The organism is Mesorhizobium sp. B3-2-1 (genome assembly GCF_006439515.1).
Lineage (GTDB): Bacteria > Pseudomonadota > Alphaproteobacteria > Rhizobiales > Rhizobiaceae > Mesorhizobium.
The window spans coordinates 1-17,412 of the sequence record NZ_VFTI01000036.1 but is presented as its reverse complement, the minus strand read 5'-3'; the positions used below and the strand labels follow the sequence as shown (position 1 = coordinate 17,412).

The 17,412-nt window shown below is 59.4% G+C and carries 11 protein-coding genes and 3 pseudogenes; 5 read left to right on the top strand and 9 right to left on the bottom strand.

Going from position 1 to position 17,412, the window contains the following annotated elements; all coding sequences use genetic code 11:
- Nucleotides 1-322: 322 nt before the first annotated feature.
- The gene (locus FJW08_RS27720) at nucleotides 323-583 is read left to right on the top strand and encodes a hypothetical protein (RefSeq protein ID WP_140813100.1); all 261 of its coding nucleotides are present in this window, start codon (nucleotides 323-325) and stop codon (nucleotides 581-583) included.
- Nucleotides 584-3,810: 3,227 nt separating this feature from the next.
- On the opposite strand, the gene FJW08_RS32560 is transcribed toward FJW08_RS27720, so the two are convergent.
- From FJW08_RS32560 to traD, 3 genes and pseudogenes are all read right to left on the bottom strand, one after another.
- The gene (locus tag FJW08_RS32560; protein ID WP_181183069.1) at nucleotides 3,811-4,503 is read right to left on the bottom strand and encodes a hypothetical protein; all 693 of its coding nucleotides are present in this window, start codon (nucleotides 4,501-4,503) and stop codon (nucleotides 3,811-3,813) included.
- A gap of 152 nt (nucleotides 4,504-4,655) precedes the next feature.
- Nucleotides 4,656-4,925, bottom strand: a pseudogene (locus tag FJW08_RS32750) (transposase); the annotation flags it as partial.
- Between the two features lie 64 nt (nucleotides 4,926-4,989).
- Nucleotides 4,990-5,090: pseudogene (gene traD / locus FJW08_RS32745) on the bottom strand (conjugal transfer protein TraD); the annotation flags it as partial.
- Between the two features lie 522 nt (nucleotides 5,091-5,612).
- Here traD and FJW08_RS27700 point away from each other — a divergent pair.
- From FJW08_RS27700 to FJW08_RS27685, 3 genes are all read left to right on the top strand, one after another.
- Nucleotides 5,613-6,944, top strand: coding sequence for a UDP-glucose/GDP-mannose dehydrogenase family protein (locus tag FJW08_RS27700; RefSeq protein ID WP_140813099.1), 1,332 nt, complete (start codon nucleotides 5,613-5,615; stop codon nucleotides 6,942-6,944).
- 1,106 nt (nucleotides 6,945-8,050) lie between these two features.
- Entirely contained in the window at nucleotides 8,051-9,130 is a 1,080-nt protein-coding gene (locus FJW08_RS27690) for a glycosyltransferase family 4 protein (RefSeq protein ID WP_140764190.1), read from the top strand.
- Nucleotides 9,131-9,146: 16 nt separating this feature from the next.
- Nucleotides 9,147-11,357, top strand: a complete 2,211-nt coding sequence (locus FJW08_RS27685; protein WP_140764193.1) for an amylo-alpha-1,6-glucosidase — start codon at nucleotides 9,147-9,149, stop codon at nucleotides 11,355-11,357.
- Nucleotides 11,358-11,401: 44 nt separating this feature from the next.
- Here the strand turns inward: FJW08_RS27685 and FJW08_RS33115 are convergent.
- Nucleotides 11,402-11,521: pseudogene (locus tag FJW08_RS33115) on the bottom strand (Hsp20/alpha crystallin family protein); the annotation flags it as partial.
- A 66-nt stretch (nucleotides 11,522-11,587) separates the two neighbouring features.
- Nucleotides 11,588-12,013: an Hsp20 family protein gene (locus FJW08_RS27675; RefSeq protein ID WP_140813139.1), complete on the bottom strand. Its 426-nt coding sequence runs from the start codon at nucleotides 12,011-12,013 to the stop codon at nucleotides 11,588-11,590.
- Between FJW08_RS27675 and FJW08_RS27670 the strand changes: the two genes are divergently transcribed.
- Nucleotides 11,897-12,544: a Ku protein gene (locus FJW08_RS27670; protein ID WP_246682618.1), complete on the top strand. Its 648-nt coding sequence runs from the start codon at nucleotides 11,897-11,899 to the stop codon at nucleotides 12,542-12,544. The two genes, FJW08_RS27675 and FJW08_RS27670, sit on opposite strands and share 117 nt — an antisense overlap.
- Before the next feature lie 308 nt (nucleotides 12,545-12,852).
- Here the strand turns inward: FJW08_RS27670 and FJW08_RS27665 are convergent, their stop codons facing one another.
- From FJW08_RS27665 to FJW08_RS32555, 4 genes are all read right to left on the bottom strand, one after another.
- A complete protein-coding gene (locus tag FJW08_RS27665) occupies nucleotides 12,853-14,634 on the bottom strand; it encodes a thiamine pyrophosphate-requiring protein (RefSeq protein WP_140764196.1) in 1,782 nt (593 codons plus the stop codon).
- Between the two features lie 26 nt (nucleotides 14,635-14,660).
- A complete protein-coding gene (locus tag FJW08_RS27660; protein ID WP_140813098.1) occupies nucleotides 14,661-15,698 on the bottom strand; it encodes an SDR family oxidoreductase in 1,038 nt (345 codons plus the stop codon).
- 815 nt (nucleotides 15,699-16,513) lie between these two features.
- A complete protein-coding gene (locus tag FJW08_RS27655) occupies nucleotides 16,514-16,918 on the bottom strand; it encodes a hypothetical protein (protein ID WP_181178792.1) in 405 nt (134 codons plus the stop codon).
- On the bottom strand, nucleotides 16,912-17,142 hold the full coding sequence (locus FJW08_RS32555; protein WP_140764202.1) for a hypothetical protein: 231 nt from the start codon (nucleotides 17,140-17,142) through the stop codon (nucleotides 16,912-16,914). The genes FJW08_RS27655 and FJW08_RS32555 overlap by 7 nt, the downstream gene beginning before the upstream one ends.
- Between the last annotated feature and the right edge of the window lie 270 nt (nucleotides 17,143-17,412).

The following is a 17,412-nucleotide window of genomic DNA, read 5'->3' as shown; positions in this document are numbered from 1 at the left end:
CCCGGATGCCCGGCTACTCCATGTCCGGCACGTCGCCACCCACAAAGAGCTCGTGGGCTCCCCGTATTCCCCAAGCGATGGGTTGGCCTCACGCGACCCGCAATGACGTCGCCCTCGTGTGTGGCAACAAACTTGTCGGCGATGGCATGGAGGGCGGCCTCCTGCCGGCTGTCGAGTCTGACAATATGGTCCATGTCGTTTGCCTCCGAGAACAGTGAACAAAAACGGAACAAAATTGTCAAGGCCGAATTGACTCCGCAAGGAATGCGTTCCTATTTGGAGGGCGGTGGGGCGGTCGCTCGCTACTGAGAGGAGAGCCGCTATGGGCAGACGAACGAGCCGGTATGACAGACTGTTTAAGAGCAATGCCGAGGCGATCATTCGGGATGGGCTTCGCCTCCGCGAGACAGTGCTTGCAGCGCAACTTCATCTGAAAGCGAGCGGTTCACTGTTCTGGCAATTGAATGGCCTCACCGATAAACTGCATGAGGTGCTTACCGTGATAGCTGAGCAGGAACCCGACTTCAGGGCGGCAGGGCTGGGCCTATTGCCGCTGCCCGAGGATTACTCCACCCGGAAGTGACCTCCTATGGACAGCGTTGGGCGAGCCGCAAAGCAAACCTGCTGCTCATCGTGGAGTGCGGCCACTGTTATCATGTGGGCCGCTTCCGGGCTAACGATGTGGCAAGGTGGTGGGATGGAACAAACCGGTGGAAACCATCAACGTCAAATGCAAGCGGTGCAGCCGAAAGGACGCTACCGTGCGGACTCAGTTCAATATCAGGACCATCCGGGCCACGCAGGTTGAATCAGCGTCCCCGAGGCCCTCTGCGACACCGTACGAGACGCGCAAACGCGCGTCGCTGAAGCCAGAGAGCAGCTGAAGAAGATTAAGGCTGGCGCGTGAGGCTTCAGACCCGGCGCGTCCGGAATGCAATGCTCGCTTGACGCCCATTCGTCGGGCGCTACATTGCCTCGCGGCGGTCCTATCGGACGCCAGCGGCCGGCGCTCATCAAAACCCCAAGGTCCCCCGCCTACTGAGCGCCGGCCGATCTTTTTCGATCAGCTCCCGAGATAGGCGCGGCATATCGCGTCCCAGTCCGCGGCCGGCGGTCTGCTTGGCGAAAGGCTGCCTTTCTCGGTATCAAACCGACATTTGAATCCTTCTGAGCACCGCATTAGATTCGACTGGTTAAAATTGTAGCTATTGGGAGGTAGCTATGATCGAAAGCCGTACAGACGTCGCGCGTGCGATGATAGACGCCAGCTTCGTCTCGCAGCGTCGCTCTTTAAGTGACATCGCCTCAATTCGTCGCGATCTAGACCAATCCCGCCGTGCAATCGCAGCATCACGCGACCTTCTAAAGCGGTTACGCCAGCGCAAGGCGGACGAGGCGCCCAGGGAGGCTGAGAAGCACCGAGTGTCCGCGTTCCATGCAGACATTGTCCGGTCTGTATTTCGAAATTTGGTCTCGGAAACTGACGTGCCCGAGTGTGAATGGCGCAACCTGGCTAGGAGCCTCATCTTCGAGCTCACCGGGTGCGAGTGCGTTGACGCAGTCTTGCTGGATTGGGTCATTAGAAAGTAACGGACGGAACAATCGCCACGCCGCTTTATTCGGGGCGCATCATTTTTGTGGTATGATTCATCCTATGGGGAAGAAGGCCAAGCACAAAGCAAAGTAGGTGACTGAAATCCCGATGGAGAGGCGGTATCACGACAGATGAAGCCGCCAAGATCTTTCGGAAGCCCACGCGCCAAAGCTCACCATCGTCCCAAAAGAACGCCAGCCATCGGGGTCCACAAAGGAAAAGCCCCGGTGCTTTGGTCAGCACCGGGGCTTTTGACACGTACGAGCTACTCGGCATGTCGGCATGTACGACGTAGCAGTAGGCCCGGCGGTTGAGGGGGGCTCATCGCCGAGCCTGACTGGCGGGGGGGGTAAGGGGGGACATCGCCAGCTTACACGAAGCTAGCATTGTCGTTGCTGGCGCGGCATCATTCAAACAGAGGAGGCGTCTCGGCCTGCTCAAGCACGCCTACCCTGCCGGACAGTTGCAGTGGGCCCGCTTCACTGGCGACGAAGCGGGCCGGTCAGGTCTTGGGGGACCTGACCGGCAGCAGGGGAGCTGCCGCTTTCGAACCTGCCAAGACATGCCAAGTTCCCATATAGCGCACAAAAAAGCCCGCAGGCCGGAGCCAGGCGGGCAGTTCACAGAGTGGAGGCCGCCCGGAGTAGGCGGCTGCTCCCGAACCTTTGTCTCTGACATATGTTCCAGCACCGGGCCGCTTAGGCCCGCGCTCCCACAGGAGGGCGCGAGCCGGCCAGCAGCGCGAAAAGCACCGGACCCGCTGTTCGCCGGCACTTGCGCCTAACGGGGCTGTTCCCGACCGAACACTAAAATGCCCACCGGCCGGAGCCAGCGGGCAGGCTATGCACGGAGTAAGCGGGGCCGGCTCCCGAACTTCGGTCTCTGACACCGTTCCGGCTACCTTGAAAGCTTCCGCAATCGCGGACTTGCAGAAATTTCGCGTTAGCGGATTGTGGTCGCTTGGTGAGCCGAGGGCTCTGGGGCGCTGGCACGCTCTCCGATGAGGACCATGCGTCCGTGGCCTCGAGAAAGTTCAGGACGCTACGCATCAAACTGACGATGGCACATCATCAAAATGGCGGACGACTTATCTCGTCGCCCGTGAAAAGCTTGTCACAACAGTTGGGAGGGGAATTGGCCGGTGAAGGATCGAGTGAATGGACCACTTCGGCATTGTTCGGACGCGCGAGATTGCTAAATGCATAGGCGTCGCAAGAGAGCCCAAGTCGCCTAAAGGGTGGCGTTCAGCGTTAGCAACGATGGAAACCGAGCGAAGCGCCAAGACGGCTATCCTCAGACAATTGCGGACATGCTCGGAATGGCTCGTTCGGGACGATCAAGCCTCGATGTGCGATGAGATCGACTGCTCGGCTCTTCTGTTGAGGCGAAGCAGCGTTGGAGAGCCGCAACCTGATTGGACCGACCTTGATAGGTGGTTGGGATGATGCTGAACCGCCGGGTCTGATTGGCGGCGGCGATTTTGGGAGCGGGATCGCCGTCAGCTAAACCAGAAATACTGCTGGGTTGCCGGATGGGGCGCCATTCCAACAGATCGGCCGTGCAGTTTCGTTTGCCACCTGCGGAAAACCGCGCGAGCGCAAGCCGACATTCTATTGCCTGGCGGACCTATGCCGCGCATGAGCACCGCTGCCTCGTGGTTGGCTGCGTAGGAGCTGGAGCGCTTGGTAATGGATCGCAGCCAGCATCACGGCACAGTTGCACTATGCTGTTGATTGCCCGGTGGCAACTTGCGCCGGCAACCCGCCAGATGAGGCGGTTTTTATTGGCCGCAATATGCTCGCTGCTCCGGACTGCAAATTCAAATTACTGGATTGGCCAAAAGAGCGGGAGCGGCTCCCCTGTTTAGTGTCAGGCCATTCGGTACGCCATTTACCGTCGACGCCTTGGACTAGAACTTCCGCCTCGTGGCCTTGTTCGGTAGCGCGTATCGCCGCTTTGACCGCAGCTAGAACTGCGGAGCCGTGGGACTCATAAGGATAATCCTGGCCGTCGTAACGGACGTTCCAACGGTCTGCGTTCTTCGCGACATGGTATTTGGCATTCGCCATAAGCGCCGTCCCCAAGGTTCGGCAGCAAGAAAGCATTAACCAACCTCCCCGGCAAGAAAAGCTTTCGCCGGCGAGGGCGCTCGCGAGACACACCCGTCGGGGCCGAGCCGCAAAGTTTCACACGAACTGAGGATTGGAGGCGAATCGCTATTCGCTATCCAACGACAGCCCACACCTTCCTCTGGGCAATCTGCATGCAGCCGCCGCCCTTTTCTGCCTTATAAGCGATAGGTCCTGAGCCGATTGAGATCGGCTTTTGTCGCAGGTGTCGTTGTGCGCACCGATGTGCCGGCGCTCTGCCGCGATTTTCCCAGACCCTCCGCGCGACGTGCGCAGACTACGACTTATCCTGGGCGCTCTGGGTTTTGACCAACCGATCAAGCACGGCGAATCCTGCAGGTCCCGATAGGGTGTAAGATCGAGGTCGGGAGGCACCTTCCTGAGCTTCTCTTGGTCTATCGGCTTCTCGTTGAGCTTCATCAACGACTGATATCTTTGCCAGCGGACGCCTGCGGCCATGACTGCATCGCGCTCGGCACATAGCGCGATTTGATGGGCATGTAGATAGTGCAGCCTAAGTTCATCCAGCAGCGCCTTTTCGATAATTTCATGGGTCAGCAAGAAAGGGGACAGCCTCACTCTTTGACCCTTCCACGGCATCGTGCGTGGCAGGTGACGGTCAATGTAGACCGTGCGTCGATCAATGCTGTAGCCTGCAATGTAAGGGATATCGAAGTCATGGCTGATCTTGACACGACGATGGAGAGCCATGACGACGTCCCCCAACACATTGTCATCCACCTCTTCCGATCTATGGCGAATCTCGGCTTCGCGTTTCATGTGCTCTCCAGTCCGCGAAGGCATCTCAGCTGCCCGTTCCGTCAAGAGTTTCAACTATGTCAGGCTGCTCACATACCCACGGTCTGATCAGGTTCCAGGTGAAGGAAGGCTGCGAGCAAAACGGCCTATCAACCGGCAGCCAGCAGGAGCGGTCATGTCGGCACCGCCAGAAGCTTCGGCAACCGCACCAGATTGTAGGCCGCGGCAGCGAAGGTTGAGGCCCACCCGACGCGGTCACGACCGCGCAACTTCGTCTTCTCCTGCCCGGCGACCGTCTTGATCCAGCCGAACGCCTCTTCGATCCGCTTGCGGATGCGCTGGCTGACGCCATTGCCGCCGTGCCGGGTCGTGCGGCGATCGATAGCGGAACGGCGCCCGTTCGTGTTTTGCGCCACGTGCGGCGTCACCTTCATCGAGCGCAGTAGCCAATCTGCCATCGCTAGTCCGCGAAGCTCTCTTGCTGCTGAAAAAATAGGGTCATTGATGACGCTTTGCGGCGTCTTTCGTTTTATTGAGACCAGCGCGCCGGCCAGTTCGTCGGTGCGGAGTTGTTCGGCGCCGGTGGCGATCACCAGTTCGCCAAGCTGCGGGGCCAGGCGAGGGCTTGGCTATCCAGAGAAGGTGATTCTGTTCGAGAAGCACTTGGCGTCATCCCAAGCCGCGCGTGTGGCGGCCCGACAGTCCGGGTTTGGGTGGGTTGGACCGCCGGGCGTGACCGGCGGGCTAAGCCCTAAGTAGGGCGCCGGGTAGCGTCGACATATCACTCGTGCCGCGCCCTGCGAACGAAGGATGTCGAAGCCGTAGAGTTGGCTATTTTTTCATGGGTCATCCATAATGAATAAGGGCCTTCTCACCCATCTGGCGATTCTCATTCCATGGTGCACGAAGCCGTCGACCGTTGCTCCGCAGACGTATTCGAGAGGCACTAGCCCTTGCGTTTGGGTTAGATACTGCATGCCAAGCAAGTCGGTTTCATCGCTGTGGATCGGGGGTGCGAGTTCGGGCTTCCGGATAAGATCATGCCGAACTGACTAGGCCGGTCCGGCCACCGGGACATCTGAACCGACCAGGCCTATTCGCGGCCTAGTCCTGCACAGAAAGAGATCCGAATGAACTTGACGGTGTTTGGAATTGGCTATGTCGGCCTCGTACAGGCGGCGGTGCTTGCCGAAGTTGGCCACCAGGTTGTCTGCGTCGATATCGACGCAAGCAAGGTGGAGCGGCTCAACCAGGGCTTTGTCCCGATCTTCGAGCCAGGCCTTGAAAGCATCGTCAGGGAGAATCACGCCGCTGGCCGCATCAAGTTCACCACCGATGCGGCGGCTGCCGTCAGGCATGGCGAAATCCAGATGATCGCGGTCGGCACGCCGCCCGGCGAGGACGGTTCGGCCGACCTCAAATATGTCCTGGCGGTCGCCGAGACCATCGGCCGCGAGATGGATACCGCCAAGATCGTCGTCGGCAAATCGACAGTGCCGGTCGGCACCTGCGAAAAGGTGAAGGCCAGGATCGCCGAGACGCTGAAGAAGCGCGGGCGCGAGGATTTGAGCTTCGACGTCGCCTCCAATCCAGAATTCCTCAAGGAGGGCTCCGCCGTCGCCGACTGCATGAAGCCGGATCGCATCATCGTCGGCACCGACAGCGAGGACACCGAGGCGGTGATGCGCGAACTCTACGCGCCCTTCAACCGCAACCACGAGAAGATGATCGTGATGGACGTGCGCAGCGCCGAATTCACGAAATACGCCGCCAATTGCATGCTGGCGACCAAGATCAGCTTCATGAACGAGATGGCGAACCTTGCCGAGCAGCTCGGCGCGGACATCGAGGAGGTGCGCAAAGGCATCGGCAGCGATCCGCGCATCGGCTACCATTTCATCTATCCGGGTCTCGGCTATGGCGGCTCGTGCTTTCCCAAGGATGTCCGTGCCCTGATCAAGACCGCCGAGGGCGTCAAGTTCGACGCCAAGCTGCTGCGCGCCGTCGAGGAGCGCAACAATGACCAGAAATCCGTCCTGTTCGACAAGGTGCACCGCTATTTCAAGGGCAACCTCGAGGGCAAGACCTTCGCGCTGTGGGGCTTGGCCTTCAAGCCCAACACCGACGACATGCGCGAGGCGCCCGCGCGTGTCCTGATGGAAGCGCTCTGGAACGCCGGCGCGACCGTGCAGGCCTATGACCCCGAGGCCATGCAGGAATGCCAGGCCATCTACGGGCTGCGCGACGACCTGATGCTGTGCGGCACCAAGGAAGCGGCATTGCGCGGCGCCGATGCGCTGCTGATCGCCACCGAATGGAAGAGTTTCCGCGCACCGTCCTTCGATGCACTGAAGGATGCACTGACCACGCCGGTCATCTTCGATGGCCGCAACCTCTACGATCCCAAGGTCGTGGCGCGCCACGGCATCGAATATCACTCGATCGGCAGAATGGCGGCATGACGCGACGATTGGAGTTCGGCACCTGCGACGGCCGCGTTGACATGGAGGAAATCCAGTCCTTCTTTCATGGATCTGGCAATCGGGAGTAGGATTAATCTTGGGCGTCGGCCGGTTACCACTCAGTCAGCCAAGCCTGGACAGGCCCGACGAGACCTCTCCTAAGCACTCGGGCGGCAAGGGGCGGCCCGTCAAGGCTTCGATCATTGCGGTACGTAGGCGTAACTGTTTTGTTCACGGAACGTATCGGAATCAGACACGGTGCAAACCAGATTCAAAACGGGTATCTCTGGGACTTTTTCATCAACCTGCTAGGAGGTAGTGGGCTTTTTCAGGAAAAGCCGCGGTCGACTTGAACTAACCCCCGAACGGTTGGACATAACCTTCGGGGCCGAGCGCGGCTCCAACCTCGGCGTGTTACGGGCGAGCACCGGCCGGCGAGCGCGATGCTGAAGGCGTTTTTGCTGTGCTATCTCGCGTGCTCTATGTGCAGACCGGCTTCACCGCACTGGTCAATGCTCGTTCGAAACTGGACGAGCGCTTGCCACGCTGGCTGCTCATGTGTCACGACCGCATCCTTCACGACGATTTTTTATATTATCCACGAGTTCATGGTGGTCATGTTGAGCGTTCGTCGGCCGGGCGTTGCCGCTTCCCGCACCTGCGGCTGGCCGGATCCGGGCCATCGAATGGGCTCAGGAAGTCATTCAACGTCGTCTGGTCTTGAATGATCTGCCGGGTCGTGATGGCAACCACGGCCGGCAATTCTGGCGCACGATTGCGGTGAAGTCACTTGGGACCTTTGCCGTGGCCGGAGCAAAGCCGCAGGCGAGAGCATCAGAATTCCCGCAAGCAAGGTCACGCACACTCGCTTCGTTGAACTCACGGACATGCCAGAACCTCCATGATAGATCCTCCTGGTCAGAACCGCACATCCGCGTGGGAAGCTCGGCCAGTGCTCCCGACCGATCGTCATCTGCGAGCATCTGTCCGCCGGCAAGACAGGCTCGCTCAGCGCCGGAACAATCTGGATTCTGCGGTGTTAGGTTCCCCGAAAAGCCGGAAGTGGGTGCACCGAATCGGGTGAACGACACAAATGGACTGGATCGATGAGGGTTGCCCAAGTCGCACCGTTAACAGAAAGCGTTCCCCCAAAATTCTATGGTGGTACCGAGCGGATCGTGTCGTACCTTGCCGAGGAGCTTGTCCGTCGCGGTCATGAGGTCACGCTTTTCGCAAGTGGAGATTCGCACACCTCGGCGGAGCTGATAAAATGCTGCGACCGGGCCTTGAGACTTGATCCGACTGTCCTCGATCCCGTTCCACATCACATCATAATGCTCGATCGCGTTCGACGGGTTGCCGACGAGTTCGACGTCATTCATTTTCACACTGATCTGCTGCAGTTCCAACTGCTCAATACCATCCAAACTCCTGCGCTCACGACGCTGCATGGGCGTCTTGATCTTCCTGACCTGCATCCGTTCTATCAAAGCTTTCCCGACGTGCCGCTCGTGTCGATATCGGAAGAACAACGTCGCCCGATGCCGCCCGTCAACTGGCTCGGGACCGTCTATAATGGGCTACCGCGCGATCTACTGCCGATGACACCGGATCCCTCGGGCGATTATCTGGCGTTTCTCGGCCGTATTTCTCCGGAAAAAGGTCCGGAGACAGCGATCGAGATCGCCACGCGCGCTGGCATGACATTGAAGATCGCGGCCAAAATCGACAAGCAGGACAGGCTATTTTGGGAGAACGAAATCTCGCCCATGATCGCCACACATCCCAACGTGGAATTCCTCGGCGAAATAGATGAACATCATAAGGCTGATTTCCTTGGCAACGCCCGAGCATTGCTTTTTCCAATAAATTGGCCCGAGCCCTTTGGGTTGGTGATGATCGAAGCCATGGCATGCGGCACCCCCGTAATTGCGTTTGATCGAGGTGCGGTATCCGAGGTGATTGACCATGGGGTCTCGGGGTTTGTCGTAACAACTGTCGAGGAGGGAATTGAGGCGATAAGGTCGGCCGGCAATTTGGATCGGCGACGGATCCGGGCTGTTTTCGAAGAACGGTTCTCGGCCGAGCGTATGGCATTCGACTATGTGTCGATTTATAATCGTCTTGTCGCGCTATCATCAGGCGCTGCGATGGCTCGCGCCAGACGCGCTCAAGTGTCAGCTTGAAGTAGAGGTCTCAGCGATGCAATCCGTGAGTGCTGAAGCGATCTCCCATGCACCTTTTCCCGGGGGATCCGGCGTTACCCATCTTGCCCAGCTTTTCGTCCCCTCTCTGCAGGAGCGCCGGCCCCGAACACTCAAGCATGACGACATTTTCGGCGTCTTCGACCGTAACGGCGACGTCCTCTCTGGTCCTGGTAGCCCAGACGGGATTTACTATCGCGACACACGCTATCTTTCGCATCTTGGTCTGACGATCAATGGCGCCAGGCCTATGCTGCTCAGTTCGACATTGCGTGACGACAATGCCACCTTGACTTGCGATTTAACCAATCCAGACATTTTCGATGCCGAAGGCGTTCGCGTGCTGAAGCACGACTTAATTCATCTCCGGCGGTCCCGATTATTGTGGGGCGCCCGATGCTTCGAGCGGCTGGCTGTGCGAAATTTCGATGAATTTCCGCATCGTCTCCAGCTTGAACTGGTTTTCGCATCCGATTTTGCGGATCTTTTCGAGGTGCGGGGCACGCCGCGGCCTCAGCGAGGAGAGGATTGTCAACCGGACGTGGCAGGTAACCGGGTTACGCTCGCTTACATGGGCTTGGATGGCATGCGACGCGCTACCATTTTGTCCTTCGATCCCGTGCCGGCGACGCTCACCGGCGAACAGGCGAGGTTTGTGATCGAACTCGCACCTCACGAAACCCGTTCGCTTTTCGTCGATGTCGGCTGTGACCAGCGGGAAATCGGCGACCAGTCGCCTCGGCGCACCTTTTTCATTGCACTTCGCGATGCGCGGCGGGCGCTGCGTTATTCCACATCGAAGGCCGCCGCCATAACGACCTCCAACGAAATCTTTGATGAGGCGGTGCACCGAAGTGTGTCGGACCTCTACATGCTGATCACACAAACACCTGAGGGACCCTATCCCTATGCTGGCATTCCATGGTTCAGCACCGTGTTCGGGCGTGACGCTCTCATCACTGCCATGGAGATGCTTTGGCTCGACCCCTCGATAGCACGCGGCGTACTCCTTTATCTCGCAGCCAATCAGGCAACCGAGCTGGATCATGTGTCGGACGCGGAACCTGGGAAGATCCTTCACGAATTGCGGCGTGGCGAAATGGCGGTGCTTCGGGAGGTGCCGTTCCGCCGGTACTATGGCAGCGTCGACTCCACCCCCCTCTTTATCATGTTGGCAGGTGCTTATCTGGAGAGGACAAGCGATCTCGAAACATTGCAGCGTCTGATGCCCAATATCGAAGCTGCTCTCGCTTGGATCGGCGATTACGGTGACCGCGACAAGGACGGTTTCGTTGAGTACCAGCGATTGACGCCAGATGGTTTGGTAAACCAGGGTTGGAAGGACAGCAGCGATTCTGTTTTTCACGCAGACGGAACGCTCGCGAAGGGATCGATCGCACTCGCCGAGGTGCAGGCATACGTCTATGGAGCATGGTGCGCGGCCGCTGCCATCTCTCGTCGGCTCGGCAATTCGGCGCGAGCCAACAAGCTCGAAGCCAAGGCATCGGACCTCCGCGATCGCTTCGACGTCTGTTTTTTCGACGAGCAGCTCGGCACATATGTGCTTGCGCTCGACGGAGACAAGCGCCCCTGCAGGGTACGTTCGTCAAATGCCGGTCATGCACTTTTCACCGGTCTCGCGCGTGCCGAGCGAGCAAAGTCTGTGGTTCAGAGTCTCACGGAGCGCGCCTTTTTTACGGGCTGGGGTATCAGAACCATTGCTGCGACAGAGGCCCGCTACAATCCAATGAGCTATCATAATGGCTCTGTCTGGCCACATGACAACGCGTTGATCGCCGCCGGCTTCGCTCGCTATGGCTTCCGACACCAAGCTGCAAAGATATTCGAAGGTCTGTTCGCCGCTTCGACATATCTCGATCTGCGTCGCTTGCCAGAACTATTCTGCGGCTTCCCGCGCCAAAGTGCCCAAGCACCGACATTCTATCCGGTCGCATGCAATCCCCAGGCGTGGGCGGCCGCTGCGCCATTGCTTTTCGTGCAAGCTTGCCTCGGCCTCGAATTTGATCCGAATTCTCAGTTTGTCATTTTTGACGCCCCTGTCTTGCCGAGCTTCCTGGATCAAATCGTCCTGAGACGGCTTTCTCTGGGTGCCGGATCGGTGGACGTGGCGCTCCGTCGTACCGGCTCTCAGGTGGTCGTTGACGTTCTTGGCCGCACTGGATCGATCAGAGTCGTTGCGAAGAGCTGATCGACCGGCTTTTCGTCAGCCCTCCTCAACCGCTCAGAATTCCGGAACAGCCTGTTTACTTCTCGATGCATCGACAGGAACGGGTCGCGCTCACCGTCACGGAAAAGGCTGGCGGCCTGGTCGCCATTGTCGCGGCCCCAAGGTATCAGATCACGGATACTCATGATTTTTCTCCTTTCGGCCGTTGGGTGTGAGGGTGCCGGGCAATGCCCGGCACCCTTGCGGAGATCTCAGGCGGCCTTCTTCTCGCCCTCGATCTGCTTCATCGCGCCCTTCGGCAGCGTCGTGTCGGCTGCGACCTCGATCTTGCGCGGCTTCATCTCTTCGGGAATCTCGCGCTTCAGATCGATTGTCAGCAGACCATTGACAAGGGCAGCGCCAACGACCTTGACGTGGTCGGCCAGTTCGAAGCGGCGCTGGAAGGCGCGCCCGGCGATGCCGCGATGCAGGTACTGACTCTTGTCATCGCCCTCGTCGTCGCCAGTCTTCTGACCAGATACCACGAGCATGTTCTGCTCCTGCGTGAGGGTCAGTTCGGCCTGCCAGAAGCCGGCCACCGCCATGGTGATGCGGTAATCGTCGTCGCTTGTCTTGGCGATGTTATAGGGAGGCCAGTTGTCGATCGTTTCGATGCGGCTGGTACGCTCGAGGTCGATTCATTCGTCGCAATCGAAGATGTCGACACCCGATATCTGGAAAAGCCTTACTACCTCATCCCGGCGGACGAAGCTTCCCTCGAAGCCTTTTCCATCCTACGCGACGCGATGGCGAACAAGCGGGTGGCTGCACGGTCTTGCGTGGTGCTCTACCAGCGCGGGCGCGAGGTGCTGATCCAACCCTTCCAAAACGGGATGCTGCTGACCGAATTGCGCACTCACAACGAGATGACGTCGGAAAAGACCGTGTTCAGTGGCTTGCAAAGCCCCAAATACGACGAAGACCTTCTTGAGATCGCCGGGCTGTTGATCGACAAGAAAGTCACCAAGTTCGATCCGTCGAAGTTCGAAGACACATACGAGGATGCGTTGATCGCGATGATCGACGCCAAGCGCAAAGGCAAAGCACCGCCCAAGCCGGCGCCGGCGCCAAAAGAGAACGTCATCGACTTAGCCTCAGTGCTTCACAAGAGCCTTGCCAAGGAAGGCATCAAGGGCGGCGCCAAATCCAAGGGCCGAAAGTCGGCATAGTGATGCTGCGTAATCCCCTTTCCAGGTATTTGCTCTGTTGGGAACGCTGACACGATCGAGAGAGCCGGAGTGACGAGAGGCGTCCACATCGCCCTGTTGTGAAAATTGCCGCGGTAATGCTCCATCGCGCTGTCAATCAGCACCGATGCGGCGATCATACCTGCCGCCCGGCTGAGATGCCGGGCAGCCGTGATCACCGCGCTCGGGGCGATGTCCTCCCGCCGCGATGAATGTGCCGGGACCGGCATGTTCACGACTGACTCCGGCTCAAGTGGATCGCGCCGCCGCTCACGTGTGCCGAACATGGCTCACTCGTTGCCCGGCAAAACGCCGGCCAGCATCTGCTTCGCGCTATTCTTGATGACGCTGGCGAGTTCGGGCTCGTCAGCCATCATCGTCATGAAATTCTTGGCATCCTTGAGGGTGATGTGCGGCGGCAGCGGCGGCACGTTCGGATCGGCCTTCATGTTCATGATGACAGGGCGATCGGAAGCCAGCGCCTCGTCCCATGCCGCACCGATCTGTTCGGGATCATCGCAGTAGATGCCCTTGAATCCGAGCAGTTCGGCATACTTGTGATAGGCAAAGTCGGGGATTGTCTGGGTTAGCGGCGTCTTGCCATCGCCAAGTTGCACGCGCTCCTCCCAGGTCACCTGGTTCAGGTCCTGGTTGTTGAGAACCATCACGACGAACCGCGGATCGGACCAGCTCCGCCAATATTTGCTCGCCGTGATCATCACGTTGAGCCCGTTCATCTGCATGGCGCCGTCGCCAATGAAGCCGATCACGGGCCGATCGGGATAGGCCATCTTGGCGGCGAGCGCATACGGCGTCGCGGCCCCCAACGAAGCGAGGCCTCCCGAAAGCGAACCCATCATGCCGCGCCTCATCCGGATGTCGCGCGCATACCAGTTAGCGACTGAACCTGAATCGCCTGTCATGATGACGTCGTCCGGAAGCCGCGCAGAAAGTTCGTGGAAAATGCGCTGGGGATTGACTGGATCGGCAGGCTCCATGGCGCGATCCTTGAGCGTCTCCCACCATTCAGAGACGTTTTTCTCGATCCCACGGCGCCAGGTCTCGTTCTTGTTCTGCTCGAGCAGCTGCAGGAGGGCGGCCATGGTCTGCTTGCTGTCGCCGATGAGGCTGTATTCCATTGGATAGCGCAGCGAGAGGTTGGCGCCGTCAATATCAATCTGGACGCCGCGCGCACTACCCGGCTTGGGCAGGAATTCGCTGTAAGGGAAGGCCGACCCCACCATCAAAAAAGTGTCGCACTGCTTCATCAGGTCCCAACTCGGCTTGGTGCCGAGCAGGCCGAGAGAACCGGTGACGAACGGCAGGTCGTCGGGCAATGCCGCCTTGCCAAGCAGTGCCTTAGCGACGCCGGCATTGAGTCGGTTGGCCACTGCCATGACCTCGTCGGTCGCATGCAGCGCGCCCGCACCGACCAGGATCGCGACCTTCTTGCCGCTGTTGAGGATCTCGGCCGCCTTCTTGATATCTTCGATGTCCGGGACCGTCGCGGCGCCGGGAAAACCGATGCCTGTGTGCGTAGCGCCATGAGCCATCGGCGCATCCTCGTATTCGAGCTCCTGCAGATCATTGGGAATGATGACGCAGGTGACCGCGCGCTTGGCCTGCGCGATCCGCACGGCGCGATCGATGCAGGTGCGAACCTGCGTGGGAACCACTGCGGTCACCACATACTCGGTGACGTCGGCGAAGAGGTTCTGCAGATCGACCTCCTGCTGGTAATTCGCGCCCAATGCCGAACGCGCCTGCTGTCCGACGATCGCGACAACCGGCACGTGATCCATCTTGGCATCGTAAAGGCCGTTCAGGAGATGAATGGCGCCCGGCCCCGAGGTTGCAAAGCAGAGGCCTACCTGCCCCGTGAACTTGGCATGCGCCGAAGCCATGAAGGCAGCCATTTCCTCGTGGCGGACCTGAACGTAATCCATATAACTCTTGGCCTTTTCGAGAGCGACGTCCAGCCCGCCAACGCCATCGCCGGGATATCCATAGACCCGCGACAGGCGCCACTCGTTGAGGCGCTTCCAGACGAATTCTGCAACATTCTGAGACATGGGATCTTCCTCGGCGGATAAAGTCGTCAGCGGCCTCCCCGTCCTGTCCTGGGCCTATCCGAGTTATGCTTCCAAGCATCCAGGCGTTTCGCGGCCCGAAGCGCCACGACAGCCAGTCCAATCGCGGTGACCGCGATGACCGATGCCTTGTGGCGATCCGTAAACATTTCCCAGCTTCGGTCGCGTGACTGGGCGTCAAAGCGGCCGTGCGCCGAATAGTCACCCGACACCGGCTTGAACAGGTTCGCTGGAGCGTTCGGAGCGGTAGGGCGATCGGCAAGTTGTCCGCAATAGCCAGCCTTGGCGAGATAGCGGTCGATCAACCCCGGCGCGATGCGGTTGGCGAGGATCGCCTTGACTGTCGACCAGCCAACCCAGACGTCACGTCGCTGGTGCGTGGCGGCGAAGAAAATCGCGCGTGCCGGCACTTCGGGTTCGAAGATCGGGGCGACCGGCTTGGCCTTGCGACCCATCTTGTTGAGCGCCCAGTCGAATTGCGGCGTATTCACCGCAGGCAGGTCGACCATCGTCAGGTGTACATCGAGCTTGTCGTGGATGATCTCGGAACGCAGACTGTCGGTAAACCCCCTGATCGCTGCTTTGGCGCCGCAGTAAACCGATTGCAGCGGCACGGAACGATAGGCCAGCGCCGACCCGACGTTGACGATGGTTCCGCGATTGCGCACGCGCATTCTCTTCAGCGCCGCCATCATACCATGTACCTGTCCGAGGTAAGTCACCTTGGTGCCGCGCTCGACCTCTTCGGCAGTCAGCTTGGCGACGGGGGAAAATATCGTCGCCATCGCGACATTGACCCAAATGTCGATTGGACCGAGCTCCGCTTCGACCCGATCCGCGGCCGCCTCAACCGCGGCAGGATCGGCGACATCCGTCGGAATCGGCAGCGCGTTTACGCCGTACCGCCGCACATCATTGGCTGCCCGCTCAAGCCGCGCGGCATCACGCGAAAGCAGGCCGACATCGAAGCCCTCTCGAGCAAACTCCTCGACGGTGGCGCGACCGACGCCCGCGCCGGCACCTGTGATCACCACCACCTTGGCCATACATCTTCTCCTGGATATGGCCATCTAACGACGGGTTCGGAGTGTTGTTCCGGGCCGAATGGCGAAAATGGGCCACGGCGGAAACATTGGCGTCGTGCGCCGTTTAGGGATGGACAGCGCTGAGCGCCGCCTTGCCGCCGGGAGGATGGGTTGCTTGAACACTATCATTTGATCGCCATCGGCAGCTGCCTAGGCTGTGCTTCGTTCGCCTATGCGCCCGCGCCAACCGGAAAGCGCCTGATCCTCGAACGATTACCTACCGGGCGAGGAGGCTGACTGGAGCGCGCAGGCTGCCTTGGTCGACGGCAGGTACCAAGTCGGCCCACGCGCAGGTAATCTACATCGATCCAATGCTGGCGAAAACACGACAATGTGAAGCTGGTGACCAATGCCGACGGCCAAGAGGAACCCTGCCTCCCTGCAAAATTGGCGCGCCCCCGGCCGGAATGGCTCGTTCTGGACCGCGCTCCTGGTTTGAGCACGCTGAAACCACCGGCAAAAGCCATGCCGTGTGCGCAATGGCGAAGGATGCACCTGCTCGGCGGGGGGGCCGGAACGGAGGAGAGGGGACGGTTGTTCGGGTTGGAGCGGTGCCTGCACGTGGCAAAAGAAGTGCGGCGGGCCTGCGCCTAATCCTCGCCGTTCGCGGTTGACGTGAGGTATTCCTGAGCGGGGACGGGCCGCTTTCCCGAGGCCGCGCCAAGTCGCACGACAATTCGTTGCGCTAGCGCCACGGGACGTCCTTATCGCTGAAGGTGTTGAACTCGCCAGCAGATTGACCGTTCGATGACGTTCGCCGGGAATGGCGGGCTCAGCTATTTCTTCAACTGTCCACCAACGCGTGCGACGTAGCAACCCCCGTGAGCGAGAGCAGGACCTTCAATTTCGTTGCGGTCGATCTGCTGCACCTTGCCGCGGACTATCGCAAGCTCGGCCGGGACGTGGCCTGCCTCTTTTCTGGTCGCGGTGTCGACGGCAATCAGCCGCTTTAGTGATCGCAGAACCTCGCCGCGCGTCCAGCCGACCAAAAGCATGGAATCAACGAGTGCATGAAAGCCTGGTTGAATCGCCCCTTGGCATTCGATCCAACGATCGGGATGGTCTTCTGTTCGTCTCGGCGGATTGATGCTGCCTTGAGCACTGGAAATCTGGGGGCCGCCTTGTACATCCCCTGGAGAGTCTTTCATCTCGCCATCAGGCGCGAATTGCAGTCTCAGCATTTGCCATATCCAATAATATGTCGGTCTATCGCCGCCATTTGGGCGACAGGCTTAGCCATAAAGTAGGTCTGTTCGTTGATCTTGATGATCTTGTGGGTCGCGGGGTTCACAACGACCGGGCGGTTGTCGGGCAGGATATTTGACATTGGGAACTTCATGAATTCCGACGGCGTCGGCCAGCGCAATGCCGGCGTTGACTTCGACCCCTCGGGTTTCTGAAGCAAGTGGATGCTTCATGGCACACTCGCAGGACACCTGTTTCCTTTTCATTTTTCTCCCAACAGCCCCGATCATCAATGTAGTCAGCGCGCTGCCAACTTTGGGAGAACGCAAATGTTCCAACGGTGGGGCTTCGGTCGGGCATGCGCTGGACCTAAGTCTGATCGAATTGCGCAGTGGTGGCTTAGGTGGGGCTTAGGTCGTGTCCCATCGAGTGGTGTAGCTGGCGGTTACGAAGCCGCTCGCGAGCGCGCCGTTAGTAGCGCTGTAGCGAG